The 26,342-nt window shown below is 44.1% G+C and carries 21 protein-coding genes and 1 CRISPR repeat array; of the genes, 6 read left to right on the forward strand and 15 right to left on the reverse strand.

Going from position 1 to position 26,342, the window contains the following annotated elements; all coding sequences use genetic code 11:
• Positions 1–6 precede the first annotated feature (6 nt).
• Positions 7–1,286: direct repeats of the CRISPR family, unit length 32 nt; unit sequence GTTTCAATCCACACACCCACGAAGGGTGTGAT.
• Between the two features lie 175 nt (positions 1,287–1,461).
• From cas2 to CFT61_RS15310, 10 genes are all read right to left on the reverse strand, one after another.
• The gene (gene cas2 / locus CFT61_RS15265) at positions 1,462–1,752 is read right to left on the reverse strand and encodes a CRISPR-associated endonuclease Cas2 (RefSeq protein ID WP_089545259.1); all 291 of its coding nucleotides are present in this window, start codon (positions 1,750–1,752) and stop codon (positions 1,462–1,464) included.
• A 3-nt stretch (positions 1,753–1,755) separates the two neighbouring features.
• Positions 1,756–2,778, reverse strand: a complete 1,023-nt coding sequence (gene cas1c, locus CFT61_RS15270) for a type I-C CRISPR-associated endonuclease Cas1c (RefSeq protein WP_089545260.1) — start codon at positions 2,776–2,778, stop codon at positions 1,756–1,758.
• Positions 2,762–3,433 carry a CRISPR-associated protein Cas4 gene (gene cas4, locus CFT61_RS15275; protein ID WP_089545261.1) on the reverse strand — a complete coding sequence of 224 codons (672 nt, stop codon included), beginning with the start codon at positions 3,431–3,433 and terminating at the stop codon, positions 2,762–2,764. The genes cas1c and cas4 overlap by 17 nt, the downstream gene beginning before the upstream one ends.
• A gap of 7 nt (positions 3,434–3,440) precedes the next feature.
• Positions 3,441–4,304: a type I-C CRISPR-associated protein Cas7/Csd2 gene (gene cas7c, locus CFT61_RS15280; RefSeq protein ID WP_089545262.1), complete on the reverse strand. Its 864-nt coding sequence runs from the start codon at positions 4,302–4,304 to the stop codon at positions 3,441–3,443.
• A 26-nt stretch (positions 4,305–4,330) separates the two neighbouring features.
• Positions 4,331–6,193, reverse strand: a complete 1,863-nt coding sequence (cas8c, locus tag CFT61_RS15285; RefSeq protein ID WP_089545263.1) for a type I-C CRISPR-associated protein Cas8c/Csd1 — start codon at positions 6,191–6,193, stop codon at positions 4,331–4,333.
• Positions 6,190–6,882 (reverse strand): type I-C CRISPR-associated protein Cas5c, encoded by a 693-nt coding sequence (gene cas5c, locus CFT61_RS15290; RefSeq protein ID WP_089545264.1) that lies wholly within the window; start codon positions 6,880–6,882, stop codon positions 6,190–6,192. Before cas5c ends, cas8c begins: the two co-directional genes overlap by 4 nt.
• A 12-nt stretch (positions 6,883–6,894) precedes the next feature.
• Positions 6,895–9,078, reverse strand: coding sequence for a CRISPR-associated helicase/endonuclease Cas3 (locus CFT61_RS15295; RefSeq protein WP_089545265.1), 2,184 nt, complete (start codon positions 9,076–9,078; stop codon positions 6,895–6,897).
• 8 nt (positions 9,079–9,086) lie between these two features.
• Positions 9,087–10,106: a helix-turn-helix domain-containing protein gene (locus CFT61_RS15300; protein WP_176425636.1), complete on the reverse strand. Its 1,020-nt coding sequence runs from the start codon at positions 10,104–10,106 to the stop codon at positions 9,087–9,089.
• 446 nt (positions 10,107–10,552) lie between these two features.
• Positions 10,553–11,821, reverse strand: coding sequence for an ammonium transporter (locus CFT61_RS15305; protein ID WP_089545267.1), 1,269 nt, complete (start codon positions 11,819–11,821; stop codon positions 10,553–10,555).
• Between the two features lie 49 nt (positions 11,822–11,870).
• Complete coding sequence (locus CFT61_RS15310) at positions 11,871–12,227, reverse strand: P-II family nitrogen regulator (protein ID WP_006849503.1); 357 nt, start codon at positions 12,225–12,227, stop codon at positions 11,871–11,873.
• Between the two features lie 454 nt (positions 12,228–12,681).
• Here CFT61_RS15310 and dapF point away from each other — a divergent pair, with 454 nt between their 5' ends.
• From dapF to CFT61_RS15325, 3 genes are all read left to right on the forward strand, one after another.
• Entirely contained in the window at positions 12,682–13,521 is an 840-nt protein-coding gene (gene dapF / locus CFT61_RS15315; protein ID WP_089545268.1) for a diaminopimelate epimerase, read from the forward strand.
• 62 nt (positions 13,522–13,583) lie between these two features.
• A complete protein-coding gene (locus tag CFT61_RS15320) occupies positions 13,584–14,816 on the forward strand; it encodes an LL-diaminopimelate aminotransferase (RefSeq protein ID WP_089545269.1) in 1,233 nt (410 codons plus the stop codon).
• Between the two features lie 56 nt (positions 14,817–14,872).
• A complete protein-coding gene (locus tag CFT61_RS15325) occupies positions 14,873–17,062 on the forward strand; it encodes a glutamine synthetase III family protein (protein WP_006849499.1) in 2,190 nt (729 codons plus the stop codon).
• Between the two features lie 246 nt (positions 17,063–17,308).
• Here the strand turns inward: CFT61_RS15325 and CFT61_RS15330 are convergent, their stop codons facing one another.
• From CFT61_RS15330 to CFT61_RS15350, 5 genes are all read right to left on the reverse strand, one after another.
• Entirely contained in the window at positions 17,309–18,055 is a 747-nt protein-coding gene (locus CFT61_RS15330) for a ZIP family metal transporter (RefSeq protein ID WP_089545270.1), read from the reverse strand.
• A gap of 204 nt (positions 18,056–18,259) precedes the next feature.
• Positions 18,260–19,567 carry a phosphopyruvate hydratase gene (gene eno / locus CFT61_RS15335; RefSeq protein ID WP_089545271.1) on the reverse strand — a complete coding sequence of 436 codons (1,308 nt, stop codon included), beginning with the start codon at positions 19,565–19,567 and terminating at the stop codon, positions 18,260–18,262.
• A gap of 148 nt (positions 19,568–19,715) precedes the next feature.
• Complete coding sequence (gene trxA, locus CFT61_RS15340; RefSeq protein WP_254919006.1) at positions 19,716–20,258, reverse strand: thioredoxin; 543 nt, start codon at positions 20,256–20,258, stop codon at positions 19,716–19,718.
• A 17-nt stretch (positions 20,259–20,275) separates the two neighbouring features.
• Positions 20,276–21,685 carry a hypothetical protein gene (locus CFT61_RS15345; protein ID WP_089545272.1) on the reverse strand — a complete coding sequence of 470 codons (1,410 nt, stop codon included), beginning with the start codon at positions 21,683–21,685 and terminating at the stop codon, positions 20,276–20,278.
• A gap of 25 nt (positions 21,686–21,710) precedes the next feature.
• Positions 21,711–22,418, reverse strand: coding sequence for an SIMPL domain-containing protein (locus CFT61_RS15350; protein ID WP_089545273.1), 708 nt, complete (start codon positions 22,416–22,418; stop codon positions 21,711–21,713).
• A gap of 213 nt (positions 22,419–22,631) precedes the next feature.
• On the opposite strand from CFT61_RS15350, the gene ald reads away from it, so the two are divergent.
• The 3 genes from ald to rbr all read left to right on the forward strand — a co-directional run bounded on the left by ald (position 22,632) and on the right by rbr (position 26,167).
• Entirely contained in the window at positions 22,632–23,738 is a 1,107-nt protein-coding gene (ald, locus tag CFT61_RS15355) for an alanine dehydrogenase (RefSeq protein ID WP_089545274.1), read from the forward strand.
• Between the two features lie 164 nt (positions 23,739–23,902).
• Entirely contained in the window at positions 23,903–25,531 is a 1,629-nt protein-coding gene (locus CFT61_RS15360) for a Na+/H+ antiporter NhaC family protein (protein ID WP_089545275.1), read from the forward strand.
• Between the two features lie 93 nt (positions 25,532–25,624).
• Positions 25,625–26,167, forward strand: coding sequence for a rubrerythrin (gene rbr, locus CFT61_RS15365; RefSeq protein WP_089545276.1), 543 nt, complete (start codon positions 25,625–25,627; stop codon positions 26,165–26,167).
• Positions 26,168–26,342: the final 175 nt, after the last annotated feature.

The raw sequence follows: 26,342 nt of genomic DNA on the forward strand, positions 1-26,342 counted from the left end.
TTATAAGTCTCAATCCACACACCCACGAAGGGTGTGACTTGAATGGGTATTCGATAATGAAGAAGCTTCTGGTTTCAATCCACACACCCACGAAGGGTGTGACGTGGGTAGATGCCAATGGTTTGCCGTTTATGGTGTTTCAATCCACACACCCACGAAGGGGTGTGATATTAGACACATATCGATGAGGTTCACGGTCAGTTGTTTCAATCCACACACCCACGAAGGGTGTGATACATTTTCCTATTCCTTGTGTATTCCAACCACAAGTTTCAATCCACACACCCACGAAGGGTGTGATTCTGTTGTGGTTTCTTGGTAAGGTAACCAGTAATGTTTCAATCCACACACCCACGAAGGGTGTGATCTTGCTCCTTTGCTCTTTCCTTCCTCATCACCTGTTTCAATCCACACACCCACGAAGGGTGTGATTTGGTACTGATATTTTGGGTTTTCCTAAAATTCAGTTTCAATCCACACACCCACGAAGGGTGTGATAAGCTACCGCCAAATTTGAGGCAGAGCACAGAGCAGTTTCAATCCACACACCCACGAAGGGTGTGATGGAGTATGCCGTTATCAGGGCGCAACAATATTTAGTTTCAATCCACACACCCACGAAGGGTGTGATTCGACGAGTTGAGCCTGAAAATTTTGCTACGCAAGTTTCAATCCACACACCCACGAAGGGTGTGATTAAATAATGCTATCTCTACATAGCATTTCACGTGTTTCAATCCACACACCCACGAAGGGTGTGATACCGAAACCAAGAAGTTTAAGTTGAGCTAGTATGTTTCAATCCACACACCCACGAAGGGTGTGATTCAAAACCACCTGCACAGATCTCGGACTCATCTATGTTTCAATCCACACACCCACGAAGGGTGTGATGGGAGGAAATGATTTGACCCTTGGACTGGTTGAGTTTCAATCCACACACCCACGAAGGGTGTGATGACGTATCAGCAGGAGCAGTTTGTTCAGGGGTTGTTTCAATCCACACACCCACGAAGGGTGTGATTTGAAAATCATACATTATTATATGCTTTATCTCTGTTTCAATCCACACACCCACGAAGGGTGTGATGTAGGTGTGCGGTGCGACCCCGTACGACACATTGTTTCAATCCACACACCCACGAAGGGTGTGATCAGGATTGGGAAGACTCTCAAGAAGAGAGTGAAGTTTCAATCCACACACCCACGAAGGGTGTGATAGGAGTCTCTGTATGACGCAAAGGTTCCAAAGAAGTTTCAATCCACACACCCACGAAGGGTGTGATTGCATATTCAGCAAATGGCTGAATATCACGATGCAAAGATAATGATTTTGCGAAAGATGGCAAAATAATTACGCATAAATTATTATAAAAGGAAGAATATTTATAAGCAACTGATTTTAAGAAGGTGCGAAACTACAGGTTATTATGCAACACTATTGGTTCGCACCCTTATACATTAAATGATAAGCTCACCAGTAAAGTCAAGCCCAATATCCTTACCCAAAGTCTCAACTTTACGTTTCCAATTTTTCCCAAGAATATAGAATCTAATACTATCTTGTTCGGTATCAATAATCCCTTTCAACTGGTCCCTCAATACGAAAAACTGAGATTCCGTCAAAATACACTCAAAAACAGAGTTTTGAACTCTCTTTCCGTAATTCAAACACGCCCTTGCTACATTGCGTAAACGTTTCGCACCATGAGCCGAGGTAATATTTACATCATAAGTAATCAATACAAACATACACTACTTGATTAAAAACACTGGATAATCATCAATATCCTTACGAATGAATCTCGCCAACAACATTGCTTGAACATAAGGAAGAAGACCTATACTTACCTTTTCATTTAAATAAGGATGAATAATCTGCTCCTTCTTTCTGTTTTGCCAAGCAGACAATATAATCTTACGCCCCGAGTCTGTCATGACGATACCTTCGTCACCCTGCTTGATGAAATCTTTGATGGTAATCTGTTTTCTGTTGATTAAAGATAGAACCAATCTATCACCCAAATATGCTCGCAACTCCTCCATCATATCCAAAGATAAAGATGCACGCCCTGGTCTTAAAGTATGCATAAACCCTACGTATGGGTCTAAGCCAACAGTCTCCAAAGCCGATGTCATATCATTACATATAAGAGTATATACGAAAGATAACATCGCATTAATCGCATCTTTTGGTGGACGACGATTGCGACCTTCAAATACAAAATCTTCTTTCTGATTTAGAAGAAGGCGTGAGAATACACCAAAATAAGCAGTGGCAGCTTCTCCTTCTATTCCTCTCACACTATCTATAGATTCAGCATTCAAAACTCTTCTTTTGCACCGAAGCAGTTCCTCGCAAACACGTTCTATAGCCTCATCATCTCCATTGTCTCTAATAAAGCGACGCAAGATATTACGATAGTTTTGGATTTTTCCTCCTATGAAAAGTTTACTGAGATGAAGAGCATAGTTAGGTTCATCAGAATTCTTATATTGTGCTTTTCTCTGCAAAACGTTTCCCCTAGTCGGACCTTGCGAACGGCTGATATATCTTCCTTGTGGTGAAAGGAAGGTTAGAGAAACATTATTATCTGCACACAGTTTCATCAATCCTGGACTTGCCCCCATATAACCAAAAGTAATAATTTGCTCTATATTATGGATAGGAATACGGAATATCTCGTTTTGCTTCACAGATACCACAACATTTAACCCATCTTTACTTAGATAGGCTTCAGGTGTGGTCACGTATAATGTATTAAGTAATATCCTCATATAGATTCTTGTTTAAATAGGTTGATACTAGAGTACAATCTCTCATTTCTGGCATACAGAGATTTACCAGAGAACAATTCTTGCAATGGTGCTGTTTGTTAGCTTTCGGCAAGATACCGCTTTTAAATACCTCATGCATCTGACGGGCACATTGAACAGTCGTACTTCTTAATGATTCAGAAATAGAGACTGTTTCTCTATGTTTTACTTCATCATAATACAATGCACCGTATGGAATATGGATACCATACATTTCTTCGAGACACATTGCCTGGGCAGCCAATTGTACTTCATCTCTTTCATCAGGCTTATGATGACCTCTTTTATACTCCACAGGGTATGGTTTCCAATATCCTTTGTAGCGATTATGAGTTATAGCATCTTCTGATGAATCAGCAGGAATAAGTTCTACAGCATCAGTTACACCATATAGTCCTAATTCTTTAGAGGCTATATGGAGGGAACGAAGCGTGATAACATCACCATTTTTCTGACGATAGAAGGGATTATCTACATTCTTGTGTAGAATCTGCCCTTCTGTCGTCAGTTTATTTTCTGCCCATAGTTGCTCGATATGAATCAAAGCCCATTGTCGAGGGCAGAACATAAAGTGCTGTATCCCCGACAACATGAGCATTTCGTCTTCAGTATACATGATGATACTAAATCAATTCTTCAACTGTTACACCGCTAGGGACAGAGTCCATATCTATTGTAACCTTATAATCGTTAAACGATCTTGGTACCGCATCCGGATTCGTATCAGGATTTCTCTCAATCTTCACCAAATCAAACAATTTATTTGCTGGTGCATTACCCAAAATAGAATCATGTTTGAATACGATTAATTTCTGAGCACTCATCAACCCCCTTGCTGCAGAACGGTCAACATCAAACATGTTCTTCAATGCATCAAAGAATAGTTGAAGATCTTCCTCTGAAAAACCAGTTTGCTTTGCAAGATTAGCAGAGATAAAACCATGACAAACATAGAGACCATAAGGGACTGTTGCTTTGCGACCCATAGTTCTGTTGTCGCCTTTCTGCTTTTCTGCTTCATTTTCTGTAGCGACCGCCATTCGAGTAATAGAATGTTCAGCAGTTGCAATTGAATCTACAGAGCGAGCAAAAGTAAGCTGAATAGGACCTCTTACCTGTCCTGCATTCTTTCCTGTAGACATTACTGCACCAAAAGTACGAATATCATAATAGTTTTTGCACATAAACAAACGAGCAGCAGCTGTTTTGTCTTTTGCGCTCTTGACTTCTGAGTCATCATGTGCCTTATCTATCTCATTGTTGAGAACGGCCTTCTCCTTGATAAAAATATCATACCCATCAGCCAGACTTTTTGCTACCTGCACATAGTTGCGCACCTTACGCTTCAAGCACACATCAGTAACTAAGCCCATACCTGTCTCTGCATCCACACGAGGAAGATTACCTGCATCTGGGTCCCCATTAGGATTACCATCCTGAACATCAAAAATGTACACGAAATCAATTTTATTTTTTAATTCAGCCATAATATATTTTTTTTAACGTTAATATTTTAATCTTTATTCTCTTCCTCTTTCTTCGTAAAGAACTCTTGTCTCTGATGGTAGTATCCTATAAAGAATCTACCCTGGTCTTGAAGATCAAGATGTGCAGGGAAGCCCGATGCAGGAATCTTATCAATAATCTCCTGCTTCATCTTCTCAAAGAAGATTTTCTTACCTTCATTCGTCAACTTCTCCATGTGATGTGAAGAAAGATTGAGAATTGTTGCAAACACAGAAGCTGGTGTTGCACTGGCAGCATTCATATATCTTTCACGTATGCTGCTAATTCCATTTGCATCTTCTTGAATCTTATCAAGAACTGCAAAAAGACGACCACATAAGTAGCCTTGATTAGTGTTACTTTTGTCCAACATAATTTCTATTTTTTTATTATTACTATTTGTTCTATTGAGATATGCCTTGATGATTGCCATACGAGCTATACGAATTGCATCTTTGCTGCCAGACTCAGCTCTTATTCTGCGAATGCATGCAGAAAATAAAGTGAATGGATATGGCGTTCCTTGGAAGATACTTTTAACAATTGATTCTGTGAGATTTGGAGTGATATTATTTCTCCATTTCCCATCATTACTATGGCGTGTTACAGCAGACAACATACTATCAATTGCCATATAAGTTTTTCCATCTTTGCGAGTATCTTTGATTTCCATATCTTTAAAATGACACAGTATCTTTCCAGCAAATTCTTTCAGAGAACATTCAGACCAATATACAACGGCTATTCTTGCCGAATTTGGAGCCAAACCAAGAATATAGAAACGGTCTTCTAATGATGTTTTCAAACTTCCAGAATATATAGCCGTAAACACTTTGCGCACTTGCTCTATCTTAGCATTTGGATCATCAACCTCTTCTTCAGTATATCCCAACAGGTCAAAGAGGCTACCTTCAGTCTGTTCTGCTGCCTCGCTGTTAGAGGACGCCCAAAAGACAAAAGTTCGATTACCTACACTAAACTTATTGTGAGAACCTTTTTGCAACATAGCGTTAAGAGAAGTGGTATAGGCAAATTCTGCTTTTTTAGATATTGGAGCATTACCACATTTCTTCTTGCCATAGGAATCATAGCCAGAGTTAACCTGGAATGCAACTAATTTTGCAGTTGCCTGACTTCCAGGAATCATTGTTGCAGTTGTCGTATCGACAGTAACATCCCTATTTCCAGTTATTAAACAAATATCTTTTTCACCATTCATCTCCTCAGCTTCATCCAATTGCAAGAGTTCTCTTTTTTCTGCAATAATCTTTAAGTCACCTTCAATTCTAAATGAAAATGTAGAATACTTCTTTGACAAGTTCTTTTTTATATCTTCCCACAAACTATCTTGTTTAATAGAGGACAGAATTTCATCTTTATCTTGCTGGTAGAACTTACAGACTAAAGACAACTCATAACTATCAGGATAGGAGTGGAAAATTGAAATTAATTTGTTTTTAAAAGCATCTAGACAACTTTGCTCTTTAATAGAACGTTTATTCTCTAATTCTTTCAGTTCTTCTTTGGCTTTCTCGTATGCACTTTGAGCAGCTACCGATTGGGCAGCCTGCTTCTCCAACAGGTCAACTTGTTCTTTACATTTATCAACCTCTTTGTCCATATCTGCATACCCTAATACATAAGTACTATTATCATACAAATAATTAGCAACTATTGCACTTGAGCGTCCTACATGCTTCTTTACAAGATATGTTCTTGCCTGACTCTTACCCGTACGGCAATCTTCGAAGCGAACAAACCTTCCCTCTTTAGAAAGGACTATAATGAAACCTATCTCTTTTTCTTCCATACCAGGCATTGGAAGATTACCGCATCTATTATAATAATCATATAATGCTTTTAGTATCATTTTAAAATCTCCTCACTATTAATTGGTGGAACAATAATTACGCCATCTTTCATCTGTGGACGATAGAACATTGGCTGGATGTTCTTCTTATCAGCAAAATCTATATCATAGAGCATGATTCCTAAGTCTTTAGTACCACCTTGCTCTTCAGATATTGGTGGAGTCAATGCCTCATCATCAGGATTAACGAGACGGAAAGAGGCAGAGAACTCACGAGTACCAAGATAAGGCTGATTGAAACATTGTCCCTTGCTTGCTCTACGCTCAAACATCTGATAATATTTCATCGGATTCTCATCTTTACCCGGCTCATGAGAAAACAAATCACCTTCAGCCTTTCGCTTCGATACAGAACGGAACTCCATCTTTGCCCAAATTCGATAACCAACATCTTTTAATAGCAAAGTATTTTTCTGCTGGCGTTTTTCCTCTATAAAGATGACAGATTTACCAGCTACCGCCCCCACCTCATTTCTTCTTACAGAAGTCCATTTGATAGGTTTCAACACCTCTATCTTGGTTATCTGCCAATGAATGGCAGGCTTCCAAAATATAGCCTCGAATATAGCTCGTGCAGCTGATGGTGTAATCACATCATAGCTTACACGTTCAACTTTCAGTTCGGGTCTTGTGAAACAAGCCATATCGCCCCACACCTCCAAACAATATTCTTTATCAGTATATTCCATACCATTATATTTTTATTGTATTAATACTTCATTTGCCCAATTATTATCGATGCGCAAGCCTATATGTTCATCATACTGCTGTTTATAATCGACAACAAAGAGTCCCTCTTTTTTCTCACTAACGACACCCATATCTAACAAAGTTTTAAAGTCTGTCTTAGTGATATTTACGATATACTTCGACAGTTTCCTTATCAGCATATATGAAGGTCCCTTTTCCAATAGCTGTTGTATAAGCTCGAAACTATTTCTCCAACAGACGATAACATTGATACCATTATCAACTATCATCTGAAACTCTTTTGCTGCAGTAGCAAAACATATTTCCTTAGGATTATAAAGATAATGCTTCATACCCTTTACATCGAAACATTCCTTTCTGCAATATAATTGCTTGAAATATAAAGTCATCGCTTTTGGATCAAACCAATCCATACCTGCACTAAGACTTAACCTTGCATTATTTGCAGCCTGCATATCTCCTCTAGGAAGATTATGCTCTTTAGACAAAGAAAAGACATAAGTAGTACTTAAGCCATTCTTTCCTTCTCGATTACATCGACCTGCAGCTTGCAATACAGAGTCAAGCCCAGCTTCTTGCCTATATACAACAGGAAAATCCAAATCAACTCCAGCTTCAATCAATTGCGTGGAGACTACACGGATAACTTCATTCGTATCGTCCTTTAGAGCTTTTTTGAGTTTATCTAACGTCTCGCTAATATGTGCTGGACACATCATTTTTGAAAGATGTAATGTAATCCCTTCTTGCGGCAAACGTGCATAGAGTTCTCTAGCATCACGACGTGTATTCACAATACAAAGCACTCTTTTATGCTTGCTCAACATCTCAGCAACCTCATCATACGTTCTCCCTTCGTTATTGATACTTAACTTTACCCTTCGCAACTTGTCATGCAACTTAAACTCACTAGGAATGATTTCTGTAATATGGTCAATTCCTCTGAATGCTGCTTTTGGATTACATCCTTCTATAAGCCCACTTAACACGGGTTGACTTGCTGTAGTAAACAAGAAAGAAACATTGAATAGTTTATGGTACGTTTTCAATGAATCCACAACAGGTTGAAGATAATCCATCGGAAGTGTCTGTACCTCATCTAAGATCACTACACTGTTGACTATATTGTGAAGCTTCCTACAAACAGATGGCTTATTGCTAAACATAGATTCAAATAATTGCACATTAGTCGTTACAATTATCGGATAGTCCCAATTTTCTGTCGCCAACTTCATTTTTTCCTGAAGTCTTTCATCTTTGATTTGCTCAGGATCCACATTGCTATGATGCTCCAAAACATTCTCTTCTCCAAAGATGCTTCGTAGAACAGATGCCGTCTGAACAATGATACTTGTATATGGAATGGCTATAATAATTCTTTTCTGACCATTTCTGATAGCATGCTTCATTGCCCATACCAAAGAAGACAAAGTTTTTCCTCCACCAGTTGGTACCGTCAAACTATAAAACCCGATTTCAGTATCTGACATTTTAATACATTGCTGTTGGACTTGATTTCTTATAGCATTTACATTAGAATTATCTGCTTTAGCTTTCAAATCCTTCAGTTTATTTTCGAGTAAAGGCAACAATTCATATAACGTAGTTTTATTACGTCTTAACATAGAAGATTCTTTATCCATAAAAGCTTCTGTATCAAGAAAGTCAGCATCCACCAAACACGAAAACATCATACGAGCTAAATGATGAAAATCATTAGTTTGAATCTTGAAAGCAGGTACATTTAATTTTTCCTTTCCTATATTGATATTAACTTCTGCTGGAATATCCTGATTAAGAATTCCTTCTATCTCATCATAATCATGTAAGCCTGTATGATGAGACACTATTTGATTAACGAAGAAAATATCAGCAGATTTACCATAAAGTTTTCGTGCCAAAACTCCACCAATAAATGCATGGTTATAATTACCACAAACTTTAATACCAGGCTCATATCCACTCTCTTTTTTAATATGCTGCTGAAAAGCATGTGATTCCTTACCCTTGTCATGAAGCTGCCCCAAAACTTTCCCCCATTCACTCATACCAAATTCACCAGCGAAACGAGAAGCAAGCCTAGTTACACCAACAGAATGTTCCTCATTAGATTGTATAATCCAATGCCCTACATTATCTCGATATATATGTGATATTAATTCTGCCATTTTCATTTTTACTTTTATAATTTTCTTATTCTAGCTTCCATTCTCCTCTCTCTTCCTATTGTCTCTGGAAATTCATATTTACCCCAACCAACTTCCAGCCTGTTCTTCTTGATTTTTTCATCAAACCACCAGTCGTAGTGTTCACGGGAAATCATGCGGATATCCCAGGCTGCATGTACTTGGGCGGCTATCGATATGCCATATACTTCCCTGAGGTCTATCATTTCTTCAAGCATAAGCTCATCTCGCTTTTCACTTCCCATTTCCTCGATTAAAGCCTGCTTGGTAAAGAGGAAAAAGCCAGCAAACTTATTACAGCGCTTCTCTACGTCCAACTCTGCACTTGCAGGAAAGGTAAGAAGCAGATGAGCTAACTCATGCGCTGCCGTAAAACGGAGACGTTCTATTGTTGTTTTCTCCGGACGCATATCGAGAACTATCAGGGGATGCCTCTTATCTGCCCATGTACTCATACCCCATACGTTATCAGGCAATTCTGTTGATAAAATCTTAATGCCTTTTCGCTCTAATAATCGAAGAACGCCGGAAATCGGTCCATCACCACTATGCCATCGTTTTCTCAAAAGGTCGGCAGCATATATTGCATCCTCTAGGGTGGAAACCTTAGTTCCTTTGATAGGATTCTTAAAAAGGATGTTTTTAAAGTATTTCTCTTCATGAGAGCTAGACTGACAATATATCAAACGCTCCTTGGCAAGATACTGCTCTGCCCAAAACGAGAGTTTTGCTTCCAGGGCTTGCAACTCGTCTTCGGATACCTTCCCATTGGAGGTGGTGCGAAGCATCGGAACATCTATCTTGAGATTGGTTCCTTCGAAATATGCCTCGCTGATGTTGAGGGCTTTGGCTATGGCTTGCAGGGCATCACGCTTAGGGCGCATGATGCCTTTCTCATAACGGGATATACTCTGCTTGGTGATAGCTCCGTTGGTTCGCTCTACGAGTTTATCCATACTGAGTCCCATCATCAGGCGCGCTTCTCGCAATCTTATTGAAAATGAGTCATTAGTCATAATTGTCAGCTCTTTAATTTGTTGACAAATATAAAAAGAATATCCGATATTGTCACTAAATAACATAGAGATTTAACATAAAAAAGCACTTGAATATAGGAAGAACTAGAAGATTTAAGGAGAAACGGGGATTATACATTATTATATATAGGAATTCTTTGGGAAAATGGTAGGGATTACAAATCCCCGGTGTCATCGGTCGAACATTTTTTAACGACGGATTGCAAATCCGTCGGAACGCCTAACGGGGTACACGCCATCAGCAATCGCAAAAATCACAGAATATCAACAACTTAAACGTTTCATTGTGCAAGTTGTGGCATTTTCATTGTGCAAGTTGAGGCATTTTCATTGTGCAAGTTGAGGATTTCTCATAAAAAATGGTGTTCCATTCCTCAAAATGAAACACCATTAATCTAATCATATCTGATAATCGAATTTCGCAATTAGTTGCTATAAGCACTCTCACCATGCTCGTAGATGTCGAGACCTTCCTCCTCTACTCGCTTGTCAACACGTACACCTACTGTCTTATCTACTACCTTGAAGATAATATAGGTAACTACGATGCTGTAGATGATGCTTACCACGGTGGCTACCACCTGAATCCAAAGCTGATGCCAGTCGCCATAGAGAGCACCCTGCACACCCTCGGCTCCAGTTACGTATCTTGTAGCGAAGACACCGGTGAGGACAGATCCCAGGATACCACCCATACCATGCACACCAAAGGCATCGAGGGCATCATCATACTTGAACTTCTCCTTCACTACGGCTACCATGAAGAAGCAGACGATGGTGGAAATGATACCGATGCAGAAGGCACCTAAAATATCCGTACTACCGGCCGCAGGAGTGATGGCTACCAATCCGGCTACGGCACCGGTACAAGCACCCACCGTGGTTGGCTTCTTGTTGACAATCCAGTCGATGAGCATCCAGGTGGTGGCTGCTGCAGCTGTTGCGATATGAGTTACCAGGAAGGCATTGGCTGCCAGACCATCAGCAGCCAGACCGCTACCGGCATTGAAACCGAACCATCCCAACCAGAGGAATGACATACCCATGAACACGAAGGTGATGTTGTGAGGTGTGATAGGATGACCCGCACGATAATCATCACGCTTGCCAACACAGAGTGCCATGACCAAAGCTGCGACACCAGCATTGATATGTACCACGGTACCACCAGCAAAGTCGATGGCTCCCATCTCCTGCAGGAAACCGCCGCCCCATACCCAGTGAGCCATAGGAAGATAGGCGATGATGACCCAGAGAACGGTGAAAAGTACATAACCGCTGAACTTGACACGCTCGGCGAATGCACCGAGAATCAAGGCTGGAGTGATGAGGGCAAACATGCACTGGAACATCACGAAAGTGAGCTCTGGAATACCCGTTGGCATGATGGCATCCAAGCCGATGCCGTGGAGGAAGCACTTATCGAAACCTCCGATAATGCAAGCCAAAGAGTTACCGCTATCCGCATATTCTGTAGAGAAAGCCCAGGAATATCCAAAGGCCACCCATATCAAACTGACTACTGCCACGATGAATACCGTCTGCATCAGGATGCTGAGGATATTCTTCTGGCGCACCAAACCACCGTAAAAAAGTGCAATACCTGGGATTGACATCAAGAGCACCAAGATGGTTGCCATGATCATCCACGCTGTGTTACCCGTATCAAGAGTTGTCAACAATAAACTGCTCATATATATATCTTATAGTTAAATTAGAATACAATATTATATAAAAGTATCTCTACTCCTCTTTCTCTGCATTATACAATGCGATATCACCTCGTTCGCCTGTTCTGATTCTGACGGTATCCAGTACAGGAATCACGAAGATTCTGCCATCTCCCACTTCGCCAGTCTGTGCAGCTCCCTGGATGGCAGCGATGGTTGGCTCCACATTCTTATCACGAACCACAATATTCAAAAGTACACGTTCGATGCTGCTGGTATCGTACATCACACCACGATAAATGCGAGCCTGGCGCATCTTTCCCTCACCTCTTACATTATAATAAGAGAACCACTCGATGTCGGCAGCCAAAAGTGCCTTCTTGACATCCTCGAATCTAGACTTGCGGATAATTGCCTCAATCTTCTTCATAATCCTTTAATAATTAATAATGTGTAATACCTTTATTGATTGTCTCTATTGAAAACGAATCATCTTCGAATGTCACTCAAACCAAGTCATTCTTTACATTATGTTCATTTTCGGCTGCAAAATTAATACATTTTATCAGCATTTTAAAGCAATTAAAAACATTTCGTTGCTACTCTTTCACGATTATTTTAAATTTATCCAGTCATATCGTATTCTCCTTACAATTTGCAAGTAATCCAGCCTTTCTTCATTACAAATTGAAAGAAGACTAAAATTTATCTTCATTTCTTGTATGTTTTTTCTTGTCTATTCCAACAAAAAGTCGTACCTTTGCAACCGAAATCAAACAAATAGTCATCGAAAACATTCGAAAGACTATCAAAAAGTCAAGCCTCACAAGAGGCAAGACGTGAGAGATAAAAGAAGAGTATTCAAACTTAAAGGACAACGCAATATGAAAGAAACAGTTCATTTCACCAAGATGCATGGGGCGGGCAATGACTACATCTATGTAGATACCCAGCTGTACAACATCCCAGACCCCGAAAAGGCAGCCATAGCTTGGAGTGCTTATCATACAGGCATCGGAAGCGACGGACTGGTTCTCATCGGAAAGCCACAGGATGGCAGAAGAGCCGACTATTCGATGCGCATCTTCAATGCCGATGGTTCAGAAGCGATGATGTGCGGCAATGCAAGCCGATGCATCGGAAAGTATCTTTATGAAAAAGGATTGACCCGAAAGGAAACCATCCGACTGGAGACGCTATCGGGCATCAAGATATTGAAATTGCATCTTCAGGATAATAAGAAGGTTGTAGATTCGGTGACAGTGGATATGCTGAAGCCGAGACTGGAAAATCCGCAGCAATTCAGAGGTCCTTCGGTACTCGAAGCCGATGGCAGAATCTTCGAAGGCACCTACGTCTGCATGGGTAATCCGCATTTCGTAACCTTTGTGGATGATATCGACACCATCGACATCGCCCACTATGGCAAGATTCTAGAAAGAGACGAAGCCTTTCCTCAACGATGCAACATCGAGTTCGCACAAATTACAGACACTGACATTATAAGGACACGAGTTTGGGAAAGGGGAAGCGGAATAACAATGGCTTGCGGAACAGGAGCTTGTGCCACAGCTGTGGCCGCAGCCCTGACCAAGCGTGCCGGTAGAAAGAGCAGTATCGTAATGGATGGCGGAACGCTGGAAATAGAATACAGCGAGGCAGACGACCATGTTTATATGACGGGACCTGCCGCCTTCGTCTTCGAAGGAGAAATTGAATTATAAATTAAGAGCAAACTTAAATAACAAAGGTTGATAAAAAGACCGCAATAAAGGAGAACAAAAATATGGCATTAGTTAATGAACATTTCCTGAAGTTGGCTAGCAATTACTTGTTTGCCGACATCGCAAAGAAGGTAAACGCTTACAAGATTGCCCACCCGAAACAACGAGTTATCAGTCTGGGCATCGGTGATGTAACCCAGCCCCTCTGCCCTGCCGTCATCGAGGCGATGCACAAGGCAGTGGATGAGATGGCCGTACAGGCTTCCTTCCGAGGCTACGGTCCGGAGCGAGGCTACGACTTCCTCCGTGAGGCTATCATCAAGAACGACTTCCTGCCTCGCGGCATTCATCTGGATGCCAACGAGGTGTTCGTAAACGACGGAGCCAAGAGCGACACTGGAAATATCCAGGAGATTTTGAGATGGGATAACAACATCGGTGTCACCGACCCGATTTATCCTGTATATATCGACTCTAACGTGATGATTGGCAGAGCGGGAGTCTTTGAGAACGGCAAGTGGAGCAACGTAACCTACATGCCATGTGATGAGAGCGACGACTTCATCCCTCAGATTCCAGACCACCGTGTGGATATGATTTATCTCTGTTATCCAAATAACCCAACAGGTACGGTCATCTCGAAGGAAGAACTCAGAAAATGGGTGAACTACGCTATCAAGAACGAGAGCATCATCCTATACGATGCAGCCTACGAGGCATACATCACCGACCCGGAAATTCCTCATTCTATCTACGAGATTCGTGGAGCCAGAAAGGTGGCGATAGAATTCCACAGTTATTCCAAGACTGCCGGTTTCACCGGTGTACGCTGTGGATACACCATCGTTCCAAAGGAATTGAAGGCCAAGACTTTGACCGGTGAGGAAGTGGCATTGAATCCGATCTGGGACCGCCGCCAGTGCACCAAGTTTAATGGAACCAGCTATATCAGCCAGCGTGCTGCCGAAGCCATCTACACCCCTGAGGGTAAGGAGCAGGTGAAGGCAACCATCAATTACTATATGGAGAACGCCCACTTTATGAGAGCGGAACTTCAGAAACTCGGACTGAGAGTATATGGTGGCGAGAATGCTCCATATCTCTGGGTGAAGACTCCTAACGATACACCAAGCTGGAAGTTCTTCGAGGAAATGCTCTATGGCGCAAGCGTAGTCTGCACCCCTGGTGTCGGCTTCGGTCCTTCGGGCGAAGGCTACATCCGTCTTACCGCCTTCGGTGAGCACGAAGACTGCAAGGAGGCTATGGAGAGAATCGCCAAATGGCTGGGAAAATAAACGTTCCAACAGATTATAAAAACATTGAAAATCAGAAATTTTAAATTATATAAGGTATGAGCAACTTAAGATTTGAAGCTGTTTCAGAGGCTTCCAAGAGAAAGCCTGTTGAGGTAACCGCTCCTAGCGAGCGACCAAGTGAATTCTTCGGAAAGAAGGTATTCAACCGACAGAAGATGTACAAGTATCTCCCTGCAGACGTCTATGAGAAACTGGTAGACGTCATCGACAACGGAGCACGTCTCGACCGTAACATCGCCAACGCCGTAGCCAAAGGCATCAAGCAGTGGGCTGACGAGAATGGCGTAACCCACTACACCCACTGGTTCCAGCCACTGACAGAAGGTACTGCCGAGAAGCACGATGCCTTCATCGAGCATGATGGCAAGGGTGGTATGATCGAGGAATTTTCAGGTAAGTTGCTCGTTCAGCAGGAGCCTGATGCTTCATCTTTCCCATCTGGCGGTATCCGCTCTACCTTCGAGGCTCGCGGTTATTCTGCATGGGATCCAACATCTCCTGTATTCATCATCGATGATACACTCTGTATCCCTACTGTCTTCATCTCTTATACAGGTGAGGCACTCGACTATAAAGCTCCATTGCTCCGTTCATTGCACGCTGTAAACGTAGCAGCTACAGAGGTTTGCCACTACTTCAACCCTGATGTCAAGAAAGTTATTTCCAATCTCGGTTGGGAGCAGGAGTACTTCCTGGTAGATGAGAGCTTGTATGCTGCACGTCCTGATTTGATGCTGACAGGCCGCACCCTGATGGGTCACGATTCAGCCAAGAACCAGCAGATGGACGACCACTACTTCGGCGCCATCCCTGAGCGTGTTCAGGCATTCATGAAGGATTTGGAAATCCAGGCTCTTGAGCTCGGTATTCCTTGCAAGACCCGCCATAACGAGGTAGCACCAAACCAGTTTGAGTTGGCACCTATCTTCGAGGAGACCAACCTTGCCGTTGACCACAACATGCTCCTGATGAGCTTGATGAAGAAGGTGGCTCGCCATCACGGTTTCCGCGTACTTCTCCATGAGAAGCCATTCGCAGGCATCAACGGTTCCGGTAAGCACAACAACTGGAGTCTGGCTACAGATACCGGCATTCTGCTCCATGGTCCAGGCAAGACACCTGAGGATAACCTCCGCTTCGTAGTCTTCATCACAGAGACTTTGATGGGTGTATATAAGCACAATGGTTTGCTCAAGGCTTCTATCATGAGCGCTACCAATGCACATCGTCTGGGCGCCAACGAGGCACCTCCAGCAATCATCTCTTCATTCCTCGGCAAGCAGTTGACCGACCTTCTCGAGCACATTGAGAAAGCTGACAAGAAGGATCTCTTCACCGTGGCTGGCAAGCAGGGCATGAAGTTGGATATCCCTGAGATTCCTGAGTTGATGATTGATAACACCGACCGTAACCGTACATCACCATTCGCCTTCACCGGTAACCGTTTCGAGTTCCGTGCCGTAGGTTCTGAGGCTAACTGTGCATCAGCAATGATTGTATTGAACACAGCTGTAGCTGAGGCTTTGACCGATTTCAAGAAGCGTGTGGATGAGTTGATTGCCAAGGGTGAGGACAAGACTTCTGCCATCATCGATATCGTTCGTCAGGATTTGAAGACCTGCAAGCCTATCCGTTTCGACGGCAATGGTTACTCAGATGAGTGGGTAGAGGAAGCTGCCAAGCGTGGTCTGGACTGCGAGAAGAGCTGTCCAAAGATCTTTGAGCGTTATCTCGACCCTGCATCTATCAAGATGTTCGAGGATATGGGTGTCATGAAGAAGAACGAGTTGGAAGCTCGTAACGAGGTGAAATGGGAGACCTACACCAAGAAGATTCAGATTGAGGCTCGTGTGATGGGCGACTTGAGCATGAACCACATCATCCCTGTGGCTACTCACTATCAGAGTCAGTTGGCTAAGAATGTAGAAAACATGATTGACATCTTCGGTGACGAGGAAGGCAAGAAGTTGACTGCCCGCAACATCAATATCATCAAGAAGATTGCCGAGCGCACTCAGATTATCGAGACCGGTGTTGAGGAGTTGGTAAATGCCCGCAAGGTAGCCAACAAGATTGAGAACGAGCACGATAAGGCTATTGCTTATCATGACACAGTAGCTCCAAAGATGGAGGAGATCCGTTATCAGATTGACAAGTTGGAGTTGACTGTAGCCGATGAGCTCTGGACATTGCCTAAGTATCGTGAGCTTCTCTTCATCAGATAACAAGCAATTTTCTGGTTTAATTATAAGTTATAGTTTTCGTTTAAGAAAAAGAAAACGCAAAAGCTCTAAAAGAGCTACTCTTCATCAGATATAACAAAGAACGATCAATCTATTTCTTTTATTGGTTGTTTAAGTTTGCGCGGAGTGTGGTTGTGAAATCACGCTCCGCTTTTTTTCCCGAAAAAGCCTACACCTAAGTACACTCTGTATTTAGGAAATACTACCTGCCTCGGTATCAGAATCTAATCATACCCATTTCTCCATCAGCACAAAGGTGATGAAGCCCAGGAGAAGGGCGTAAGTGGCTTGCTTCTGAAAGCCATGGGCATGGGTTTCGGGAATCATCTCATCGCTCGTTACATAAAGCATGGCGCCACCGGCAAAACCCAGCATCACGGGGAGGAAGGTGGAAGAGGCTGAACCCAAACCGAAACCTAACAGGATGCCTGCCACTTCGAGCAGGGCGATGAAAATGGAGATGAAGAAGGTGCGGGCAGCAGAAATGCCTGCCATCATCAAAGGAGCGATGATGACCATTCCCTCGGGGATGTTCTGCAGGGCGATGCCGAAGGAAACGCCCCACTCCGTTGCACCTTCTGATGAACAGACACTCACTCCAGCCGCCATGCCTTCAGGCAGTTTGTGCAGGGCTATCGCCATCACGAAAAGCATCACATGGCTGAGTCGGGCATTGTTGCGATGCTCCTCGGGGTCTAGCCCCGTAATATGATGAAGATGGGGAGTTACCAGATCGAGCACGTTCAGGAACAAGGCTCCTGCCATTACTCCGATTACTACCAGCCACCAAAGTCCGGTCTGTTCGAAGGCTGGCACTATCAGTCCCAACGTGGAAGCTGCCAGCATGATTCCGGCACAATATCCCAATACAGCGTCGTTCCATTTGTGAGGCAACTCCTTGACGAAGAAACCCAGAATGGCACCGATAATGGTGGCACCGCACAGTCCGGCAGCACTTATCAATACGTTTGTCATTGTTATTTTGCTTTTTATCTTAATCCGTAAAATATATCGAAGTTATCCTATCAAATATGTAAGATGCAGATACATCATAGAAGATAAAAAGCATGGACAACCCTCACGGTCATCCATGCCCATCTATTTTCGTATCTGATCTATTCTATTTAATTGTGTTCTGTCATGGTGAAATTGATGCACTTCAATTTCGTATATTCATTCCTATTTCAATTTCTTATAACCGTAAGATGCGCTATTGCCCAACTGCTCTTCGATGCGGATGAGCTGGTTGTACTTGGCCATACGGTCGGTACGACTCATAGAACCCGTCTTAATCTGACCAGAGTTTGTTGCTACGGCAATATCGGCAATCGTAGTGTCCTCGGTTTCACCAGAACGATGGGAAGTAACGGTGGTGTAACCATGACGATGAGCCATCTCGATAGCATCCAGTGTCTCGGTGAGAGAACCAATCTGGTTTACCTTGATGAGGATAGAGTTGGCTGCACCCATCTTGATACCCTTCTCCAGGAACTTCACGTTGGTAACAAAGAGGTCGTCACCTACCAACTGGCAACGGTCGCCGATGGCAGCTGTCAACTTCACCCAGTTGTCCCAATCGTTCTCATCCAAACCATCCTCGATAGAATCAATAGGATATTTGGTAATCAGTTCTTCCAGGAACTTGATCTGCTCAGCAGCAGTCAGTTTCTTTCCATTAGGATCCTTCTTCTTGCCATCCTTCAACTGGCGGTAATCGTAGAACCACTCACCATTCTCCTGAACGGCAAACTCACTGGCAGCACAGTCCATGGCAATCTTCACATCCTTTCCTGGCTCATAACCGGCATCCTTGATAGCCTGGCAGATGCTGTCGAGCGCATCCTCTATACCATTGAGTGCAGGAGCGAAACCGCCCTCATCACCTACGGCAGTAGAAAGGCCGCGGCTCTTCAGGAGCTTAGCCAAAGCATGGAACACCTCAGCACCCATACGGATAGCCTCCTTCTCGGAAGGAGCACCCACAGGACGGATCATGAACTCCTGGAAGGCGATAGGCGCATCAGAGTGAGCACCACCATTGATGATGTTCATCATAGGAACAGGAAGGGTGTAAGTATTGCAACCGCCGATGTAACGATACAATGGGATATGGAGATACTCAGCGGCAGCATGAGCCACAGCCAGAGAAACACCGAGGATGGCATTGGCACCCAGGTTTGATTTGGTCTTGGTACCGTCGAGTTCCAACATCTTATAATCGATGGCACGCTGCTCCAAGGCAGAGAAGCCTACCAAAGCCGGAGCAATCACCTGATTCACGTTTTCAACTGCCTTCAAGACACCCTTTCCGCCATAGCGGTTCTTGTCGCCATCACGAAGTTCCAGCGCCTCGTTCTCGCCAGTAGATGCACCAGAAGGAACCGATGCACGGCCAATGATACCTGACTTCAATGAAACTTCAACCTCTACTGTAGGGTTGCCACGAGAATCCAAGATTTCTCTTGCATGAACATTTTCGATAATCATAATACTATAATACTTTTAATTACATTAAACATTTTTTCCGAGTGCAAATTTAGATATTATCTGATAAACCACCAAATTTCGGGCATCATCAAAACTAGGTATTTGCCAAGAAATACCTACTTATAAGTATGCAGTAAATCACCATTTATCACTTCCCCATCATTTTTCCGATGATTTCCTCGAAATCTTCCTTCTGCATAGCGCCCATCTGTATAGTAGGATTGCCCTTCATCGGGATGAAGAGGAAGGTAGGGATACTGCGGATGCCGAAGACGGAAGCCAGTTCGGGTTCCTGGTCGATATCCACCTTATAGAAATCTATCTTGCCGGCATATTTCCCGGCAAGAGATTCTACCATGGGAGCCATCATCTTGCAAGGTCCACACCAGGTGGTGTAGAAATCGATAATGGCAGGACGGGAACCTGCAAACACCCACTCATCGGGATGAGACTCGTAATCCATAATCTTCTTCCTGAAATCGGAAGCCGTAAGCACCTGCACCTTTCCAGCAGAAGCAGACTGATTACTACTGCCAGCTACTGACTGATCTGCCTTCTCTGCCCCAGCCTTACTCTCTGATTCAACACGAGAAGGCAGTCCCTTTGAGCTGCCTTCCTGTTTCTTGTTATTTTGAGAACATCCCATAAAGGCTAAAGCCATCATGGCATATAAACAAACATTTTTCTTCATCTAATCATTCTTTAAAATCAATAAGCCAAATCGATTGCAACAGGATATACTCGACATGGGTCGAAGTATTCCGCACAACTGTTCACCATTGCCTGCAAATCTGCCTTGGCAATACCGTGGAATACCTGCTTGCCGTTTACCGTGATGGTTACAGGCTCATTGAGGTTGACCAACTGCTCATTGAGATAAACTCTCAACTTACCACCAGTGGCAGGAGAATAGCTGCGGTTGAACTTCAGATCGATTCCCCACTGCTTATCCTTCAAGATAGTGGTGTAATCCACATTGCTCACCTTGATGGAAACCACGTTCTTGTCGATATCCATCTCGTAGTAGGTTCTAGACTCTGATGGGCGAGCCAGTACCTGCAGGTTGTAGAATCCGGAACGATGTCTGCCATCCATCTCGAAATCTTCCCAGAGCACGGTCTTAGGATATGGATTGCGCACAAACTGCTTGAGCCAAGGAGTAGTCAGACCATAGGTGATGTGATGCTGCATACCCGGCAAGAGCTGGATGCGATGGCGGAAGATAGGAGTCTTATCTACAGACAATGGGCGAGCCAACTGCGCAGAATCGAAAGCCACCTGGGTGTACCAGGTCAGGTCGTTGCGATAGAAACCGGTATCGTCAGCACCGGTGAGGAAAGAGAAACCGATATTGGCACAGTTTTCCACAGGCGCATTCTTCAAAGGTTCACCACCAGCCATCGGACCCGCTGCAGCCCAATAGTCGGCATAGAAGGACGCAAGACGCTGGCTGCCATAACCACCTTCGCTGATACCGAATACATAGAGACGGTTGGCATCCACCTCACCCTTTACCAGGTTCTGGCGAATCAACTTCTCGAAAGCATACTGCTTGGAAAGATGCCACCAGCGATAATATTCACCCTCGTTAGGAATCTGAGGAATGAAATAGATGGAAGGAGAATCCTGGAAGCTCAGACCGAGCTTGATTCCATTCGACCACTCATGGTCCTTAGGTCCCGATCCGTGAACATACAGGAAGAGAGGGAACTTACCATCGGCAGCTACTCCCTTCTTACCATAATAATAAGGCATCACCGCATTGGGTTCCAGACACTGAGGCAGATTCCAGGAGCTGCTTTTTGCCAATGTCAGATCTTCTGGTTCTATGAGCTTTTCTTCCTGCAGGTTCTTGTTGGCATCGCACCAGGCTGTCCATACCATCTTCTGGTAGTTGGCAATATCCTTGCCGTCGATAGCAGCCTGGAGCTTGGTGTCAAGAGGTGTGTTTTTAGAGAATTCCGCCTTACCGTCTTTCTCCAATGCTTTCTGCTGCGCTTTGAGCGACTGCAGGAAATAGGCATTCACCTTTTTCTGCAATCCCTGTGACTGCGCCATTGTCTGGGTTGAGTAGCTTAGTGAGGCTAGCGCCATCACCATGTAAATCATTTTTTTCATTTCGTACTATATATTTATTTAATTACTAGTCTTTCAAAGAATAGGTAACCGTAGTCACTACCCTCACCTTTTTAATATAAGGAGTATTGGAATCTCTATCCTCTATCGAGAACTGCCCTTGGTCAGCGTTCATGATCTTATCAATCTTGCTCTTGCTGTTTTCGGCAAACTGAGCAGCAGTCTTCTCTGCATTCTCAATTGCCTCCTGCATCATCTTCGGCTTCATCTCGCGGAAAGCCACATACTCGTACTTCACCGGATTCTCGTAGCCACCATCCACGATGGCCACACCTTTCTGAAGCAGGTCACCCTGTCGGGCGATGATGCCACGAACCACCTTCACATTCCGGGAAGTCACGGTGATGATCGACGTGATGTTGTAACGGTAAGGCTGACGGTTTTCGCCATATCGCTCAGCATTGAGGTCGATGACCACAGGGGCATTGACATTGATTTCATTTGCCTTCACTCCATTTGCCAGCAGGAACTGGCGGATGGTGCTGGTGGTAGCGTTGATCTTCTTATAGAGCTGCGGCAAGTCGTTGCCAATCTCCTTGGAAACGATAGGCCATGTCACCTTATCAGCCTCAACTTCCTTTTCTGCCAATCCTTTCACCACCACTTTGCGGTCTTTGGCAATCACACTTTCAAGTCCAGACTTGACACAAAATCCAAGCACGATAATGCCTATGGCTAAGATCACTGCTTGCTTGATACCCGTATTGACATTCATAATAAGTCCTCCATTTATTAAGTTTGAAATGCTTACGAGGACAAAGATAAGCAAAAAGATGATAGCAGCCATCTTTTTTAATCTTTTTTATGTTCTAATCTCAACCAGGCAAGAAAGATATGTTAAATCTTCTATACAAACGATACAACCTATTGATTTTTTCACTATCTTTATCCCGTTAAAATGATGTATAACCTCTAAAACCACAACATCATGAAGATAGGTATTCCAAAAGAAATCAAGAATAATGAGAATCGTGTGGGAATGACTCCTGCTGGTGTAGCTGAATTCATTCGACATGGACACGAAGTGATGGTGCAGCATACCGCTGGCGAGAACAGTGGTTTTGCTGATGAAGAGTATGTGAAGGTAGGAGCCAGAATCCTGCCCGACATCCAGAGTGTATATCGCGAGGCTGAGATGATTATCAAGGTGAAGGAACCTATCGCCGAGGAATATCCACTCATCCATCAGGATCAGCTTGTTTTTACTTACTTCCATTTTGCCTGCGACAGAGAGCTCACCGATGCCATGATCAAGAGCGGTGCAGTCTGCCTGGCTTACGAGACGGTAGAAACCGACAACCATCATCTGCCACTGCTCATTCCGATGAGTGAGGTAGCAGGAAGAATGGCGATTATCAATGGTGCCTACTATCTGCAGAAGACCAAGGGCGGCAAGGGCAAGCTGATCAGCGGTGTGCCGGGCGTGAACCGTGCGAAGGTTCTCGTTCTGGGCGGTGGAACCGTGGGAGAAGCAGCAGCAAGAATGGCAACAGGATTAGGTGCTGATGTGTGGATTACCGATATTAGTCTGCCTCGTCTTCGCCAGTTGCAGATGGAATTGCCGATCAATGCGCACACCCTCTACTCCAACGAGCACAATATCCGGAAGGAATTGCCAGATGTTGACATCGTAGTAGGCAGTGTACTCGTTCCGGGCGACAAGGCTCCACACCTGATTACCAGGGATATGCTGAAGTTGATGGAACCAGGCACCGTACTGGTGGATGTGGCTATCGACCAGGGAGGATGCTTCGAGACCTCTCATCCAACCACCCATTCCGATCCGACATTCATGGTAGATGGCATTGTGCATTATGCCGTAGCTAACATTCCGGGAGCCGTGCCTCATACCTCCACCACCGCCTTGACCAATGCCACCCTGAAGTATGCCATCGCTCTTGCCGACAAGGGATGGCGAAAGGCGTGCAAGGAAGACAAGGCTTTGTATCGGGGATTGAACATCGTGAATGGCAAGGTAGTATTCAAGGCGGTTGCCGATGTCTTCGGATTGAAATACGAAGAGATGGTATTATAGGAGATCGCATTATAAATTCATGAAACATAACTTTTAAGCCCTTTGATTCCGTTGGGTTTAAAAGTTATGATGTTTTTTGTGTGCCTTTCCAATGATAAAGATAGACTCGTGGGCAGCGATTCCGCAAGGGAATATTCAAAAATTTTAAAACATATTAATAACAAATGGATTACAACATGATTGGGACCGCATGGTCGTTACTACCTCCTATCGTCGCCATCGCTCTGGCGCTGAAGACGAAGGAGGTCTATTCTTCTCTTTTTATCGGTATCATTCTGGGTGCCGTTCAATATTGCATTTCGATGGGAACAGGTTTCGACGGATTCCTCGTTCATCTGACCAACCACACCGTAGGCGAAGGCGAGGATGCCAAGGCATACGGTTTGATACATTGCCTTTCCGACCCTTGGAACGTGGGCATCCTGGTATTCCTGGTGGTTCTGGGCAGCATCGTTTCACTGATGAACAAGGCGGGTGGTTCTGCGGCTTTCGGCCGATGGGCTTCCAAGCACGTAAAGTCGAAGACTGGTGTGCAGGTTGCCACTATTCTGCTCGGTATTCTGATATTCATCGATGATTACTTCAACTGCCTTACCGTGGGTTCGGTGATGCGCCCTATCGCAGTGCGCAATGGCGTAACCAAGGAGAAACTGGCTTATCTCATCGACTCCACAGCAGCTCCAGTCTGCATCATCTCCCCAATCTCCAGTTGGGCAGCAGCAGTATCGGGCTTCGTATCGGGAGGCGAGAACGGACTGGCACTTTTCTGCAAGGCGATACCTTACAATTTCTACGCATTCTTCACCATCCTCTTTATGTTTGGCATCGTGATCTTGGGCTTCGACTTCAAGGCGATGAGCAAGTATGATGCAAGACTGAAGGAATGGTATGAGCGCACCAACGGAGGAAAGCTCGACGAGGTGAGCGATACCAAGTTGCAGATTGTGGAGCATGGTGTGGGAGCGAAGCAGGAAGAATCATCCCAGAGCAAAGGCTCTGTGAGCGATCTTGTGATTCCAATCATCATGTTGATTATCTTCTGCATGGCAGGCATGGTTTATTCGGGAGGCTTCTTCGATGCCAGCAATGCCAACTATATGAACTTCGTTGACTCCTTTGCTGGCAGCAATGCCTCTATAGGTCTGGTGATTGGTTCATTGGCAGCCTTGATTCTGACCATTCTGATGTTTACGGTTCGCAAGACTTTACCATTCGATGAAGCGATGAGTAGTCTGATCAAGGGATTCGAGGCAATGGTACCAGCCATTCTGATTCTTACCCTGGCATGGACCCTGAAGAGCATGACCGACTCGCTGGGGGCAGCAGAATATGTATCCACCGTAGTGGCAAGCAGCGCTTCTGAACTCCAGATGCTCCTGCCAGCCATCATCTTCCTGGTTGCAGCCTTTCTGGCATTTGCCACAGGTACATCCTGGGGAACCTTCGGTATTCTGATACCTATCTGTATCGCAGTATTTCCAGGAGCCGACCCATTGCGCATCATCTCTATCTCAGCCTGTATGGCTGGTGCTGTCTGTGGCGACCACATCTCACCTATCAGCGATACCACCATCATGGCGAGTGCCGGAGCCGAGTGCAAGCATGTGCACCATGTTTCATCACAGTTGCCATACGCGCTGACTGTAGCTATCGTCAGCTTCCTGACATTCATCGTGGCAGGTTTCACCCATACACTGGGAATGGTAACAAGTGCCATCATTTCGTGGATATTCGGTATGGCGATGCTTGGTTTTGCTTTATTTTATTTAAATAAGCGGTCGAAAATGAAATAATCCTTAATTTTCTTGCATAATTAGAATTTTTTCAATATCTTTGTATTCGAAAAATAATAAAGAGCATATTAATAACGTAATACAGAATACATTATGAAGGAATTAAAAGGAACTAAGACAGAGAAGAACCTCCAGGAGGCATTCGCTGGTGAGTCACAGGCTCGTAACAAATATACATATTTTGCAAGTAAGGCTAAGAAGGACGGTTATGTTCAGATAGCTAACATCTTTGAGGAGACAGCTGCCAACGAGAAGGAGCACGCTAAGTTATGGTTCAAGTACTTGGAGGGCGGTGCTATCCAGGATACAGAGAAGAACCTGGAGGCTGCTGCCAATGGTGAGCACGATGAGTGGACCGATATGTATCCACGCATGGCAAAGGAAGCTCGCGAGGAAGGCTTCGAGGAGATTGCAATCAAGTTTGAAATGGTGGCTGAAATCGAGAAGCACCACGAGGAGCGTTATCGCAAGCTCTTGAAGAACGTGCAGGACAAGCTCGTCTTCTCTCGCGACGGCGACTGCATCTGGCAGTGCTCTAACTGCGGTCATATCGTAGTAAGCAAGCAGGCTCCAGAGGTTTGCCCAGTCTGCAACCACCCACAGAGCTACTTCCAGATTGAGGCTCAGAACTACTAAGGTTCTATTAACAGAAATAAGGAGGTGTGTCATAAGTCACAGCCAATACGCCCTGAAAGGGCAGAAGCTCCTAGCCCAGGGCATCGCCCTGGGTTTTAGAATAAAGACAAAGAGAGTCGCCTGAAAGGCAAAGCTTCAATTTCAAAGCTTTGCCCTTTCAGGGCGACTCTCTTGG

Origin of the sequence: Segatella copri (assembly GCF_002224675.1) — a bacterium.
GTDB classification, from domain to species: Bacteria; Bacteroidota; Bacteroidia; order Bacteroidales; family Bacteroidaceae; genus Prevotella; species Prevotella copri_U.

What these genes read in the sequence shown, in the direction of transcription:
- cas5c (WP_089545264.1), bottom strand. Translation starts at nt 6,882, where the DNA reads ATGGAATATACTGATAAAGAATATTGTTTGGAGGTGTGGGGCGATATG.
- cas4 (WP_089545261.1), bottom strand. Translation starts at nt 3,433, where the DNA reads ATGTATACTGAAGACGAAATGCTCATGTTGTCGGGGATACAGCACTTT.
- cas1c (WP_089545260.1), bottom strand. Translation starts at nt 2,778, where the DNA reads ATGAGGATATTACTTAATACATTATACGTGACCACACCTGAAGCCTAT.
- CFT61_RS15320 (WP_089545269.1), top strand. Translation starts at nt 13,584, where the DNA reads ATGGCATTAGTTAATGAACATTTCCTGAAGTTGGCTAGCAATTACTTG.
- CFT61_RS15325 (WP_006849499.1), top strand. Translation starts at nt 14,873, where the DNA reads ATGAGCAACTTAAGATTTGAAGCTGTTTCAGAGGCTTCCAAGAGAAAG.
- cas7c (WP_089545262.1), bottom strand. Translation starts at nt 4,304, where the DNA reads ATGGCTGAATTAAAAAATAAAATTGATTTCGTGTACATTTTTGATGTT.
- CFT61_RS15350 (WP_089545273.1), bottom strand. Translation starts at nt 22,418, where the DNA reads ATGAATGTCAATACGGGTATCAAGCAAGCAGTGATCTTAGCCATAGGC.
- trxA (WP_254919006.1), bottom strand. Translation starts at nt 20,258, where the DNA reads ATGAAGAAAAATGTTTGTTTATATGCCATGATGGCTTTAGCCTTTATG.
- CFT61_RS15360 (WP_089545275.1), top strand. Translation starts at nt 23,903, where the DNA reads ATGGATTACAACATGATTGGGACCGCATGGTCGTTACTACCTCCTATC.
- eno (WP_089545271.1), bottom strand. Translation starts at nt 19,567, where the DNA reads ATGATTATCGAAAATGTTCATGCAAGAGAAATCTTGGATTCTCGTGGC.
- CFT61_RS15330 (WP_089545270.1), bottom strand. Translation starts at nt 18,055, where the DNA reads ATGACAAACGTATTGATAAGTGCTGCCGGACTGTGCGGTGCCACCATT.
- ald (WP_089545274.1), top strand. Translation starts at nt 22,632, where the DNA reads ATGAAGATAGGTATTCCAAAAGAAATCAAGAATAATGAGAATCGTGTG.
- dapF (WP_089545268.1), top strand. Translation starts at nt 12,682, where the DNA reads ATGAAAGAAACAGTTCATTTCACCAAGATGCATGGGGCGGGCAATGAC.
- CFT61_RS15310 (WP_006849503.1), bottom strand. Translation starts at nt 12,227, where the DNA reads ATGAAGAAGATTGAGGCAATTATCCGCAAGTCTAGATTCGAGGATGTC.
- rbr (WP_089545276.1), top strand. Translation starts at nt 25,625, where the DNA reads ATGAAGGAATTAAAAGGAACTAAGACAGAGAAGAACCTCCAGGAGGCA.
- CFT61_RS15305 (WP_089545267.1), bottom strand. Translation starts at nt 11,821, where the DNA reads ATGAGCAGTTTATTGTTGACAACTCTTGATACGGGTAACACAGCGTGG.
- CFT61_RS15300 (WP_176425636.1), bottom strand. Translation starts at nt 10,106, where the DNA reads ATGACTAATGACTCATTTTCAATAAGATTGCGAGAAGCGCGCCTGATG.
- cas2 (WP_089545259.1), bottom strand. Translation starts at nt 1,752, where the DNA reads ATGTTTGTATTGATTACTTATGATGTAAATATTACCTCGGCTCATGGT.
- CFT61_RS15295 (WP_089545265.1), bottom strand. Translation starts at nt 9,078, where the DNA reads ATGAAAATGGCAGAATTAATATCACATATATATCGAGATAATGTAGGG.
- cas8c (WP_089545263.1), bottom strand. Translation starts at nt 6,193, where the DNA reads ATGATACTAAAAGCATTATATGATTATTATAATAGATGCGGTAATCTT.
- CFT61_RS15345 (WP_089545272.1), bottom strand. Translation starts at nt 21,685, where the DNA reads ATGAAAAAAATGATTTACATGGTGATGGCGCTAGCCTCACTAAGCTAC.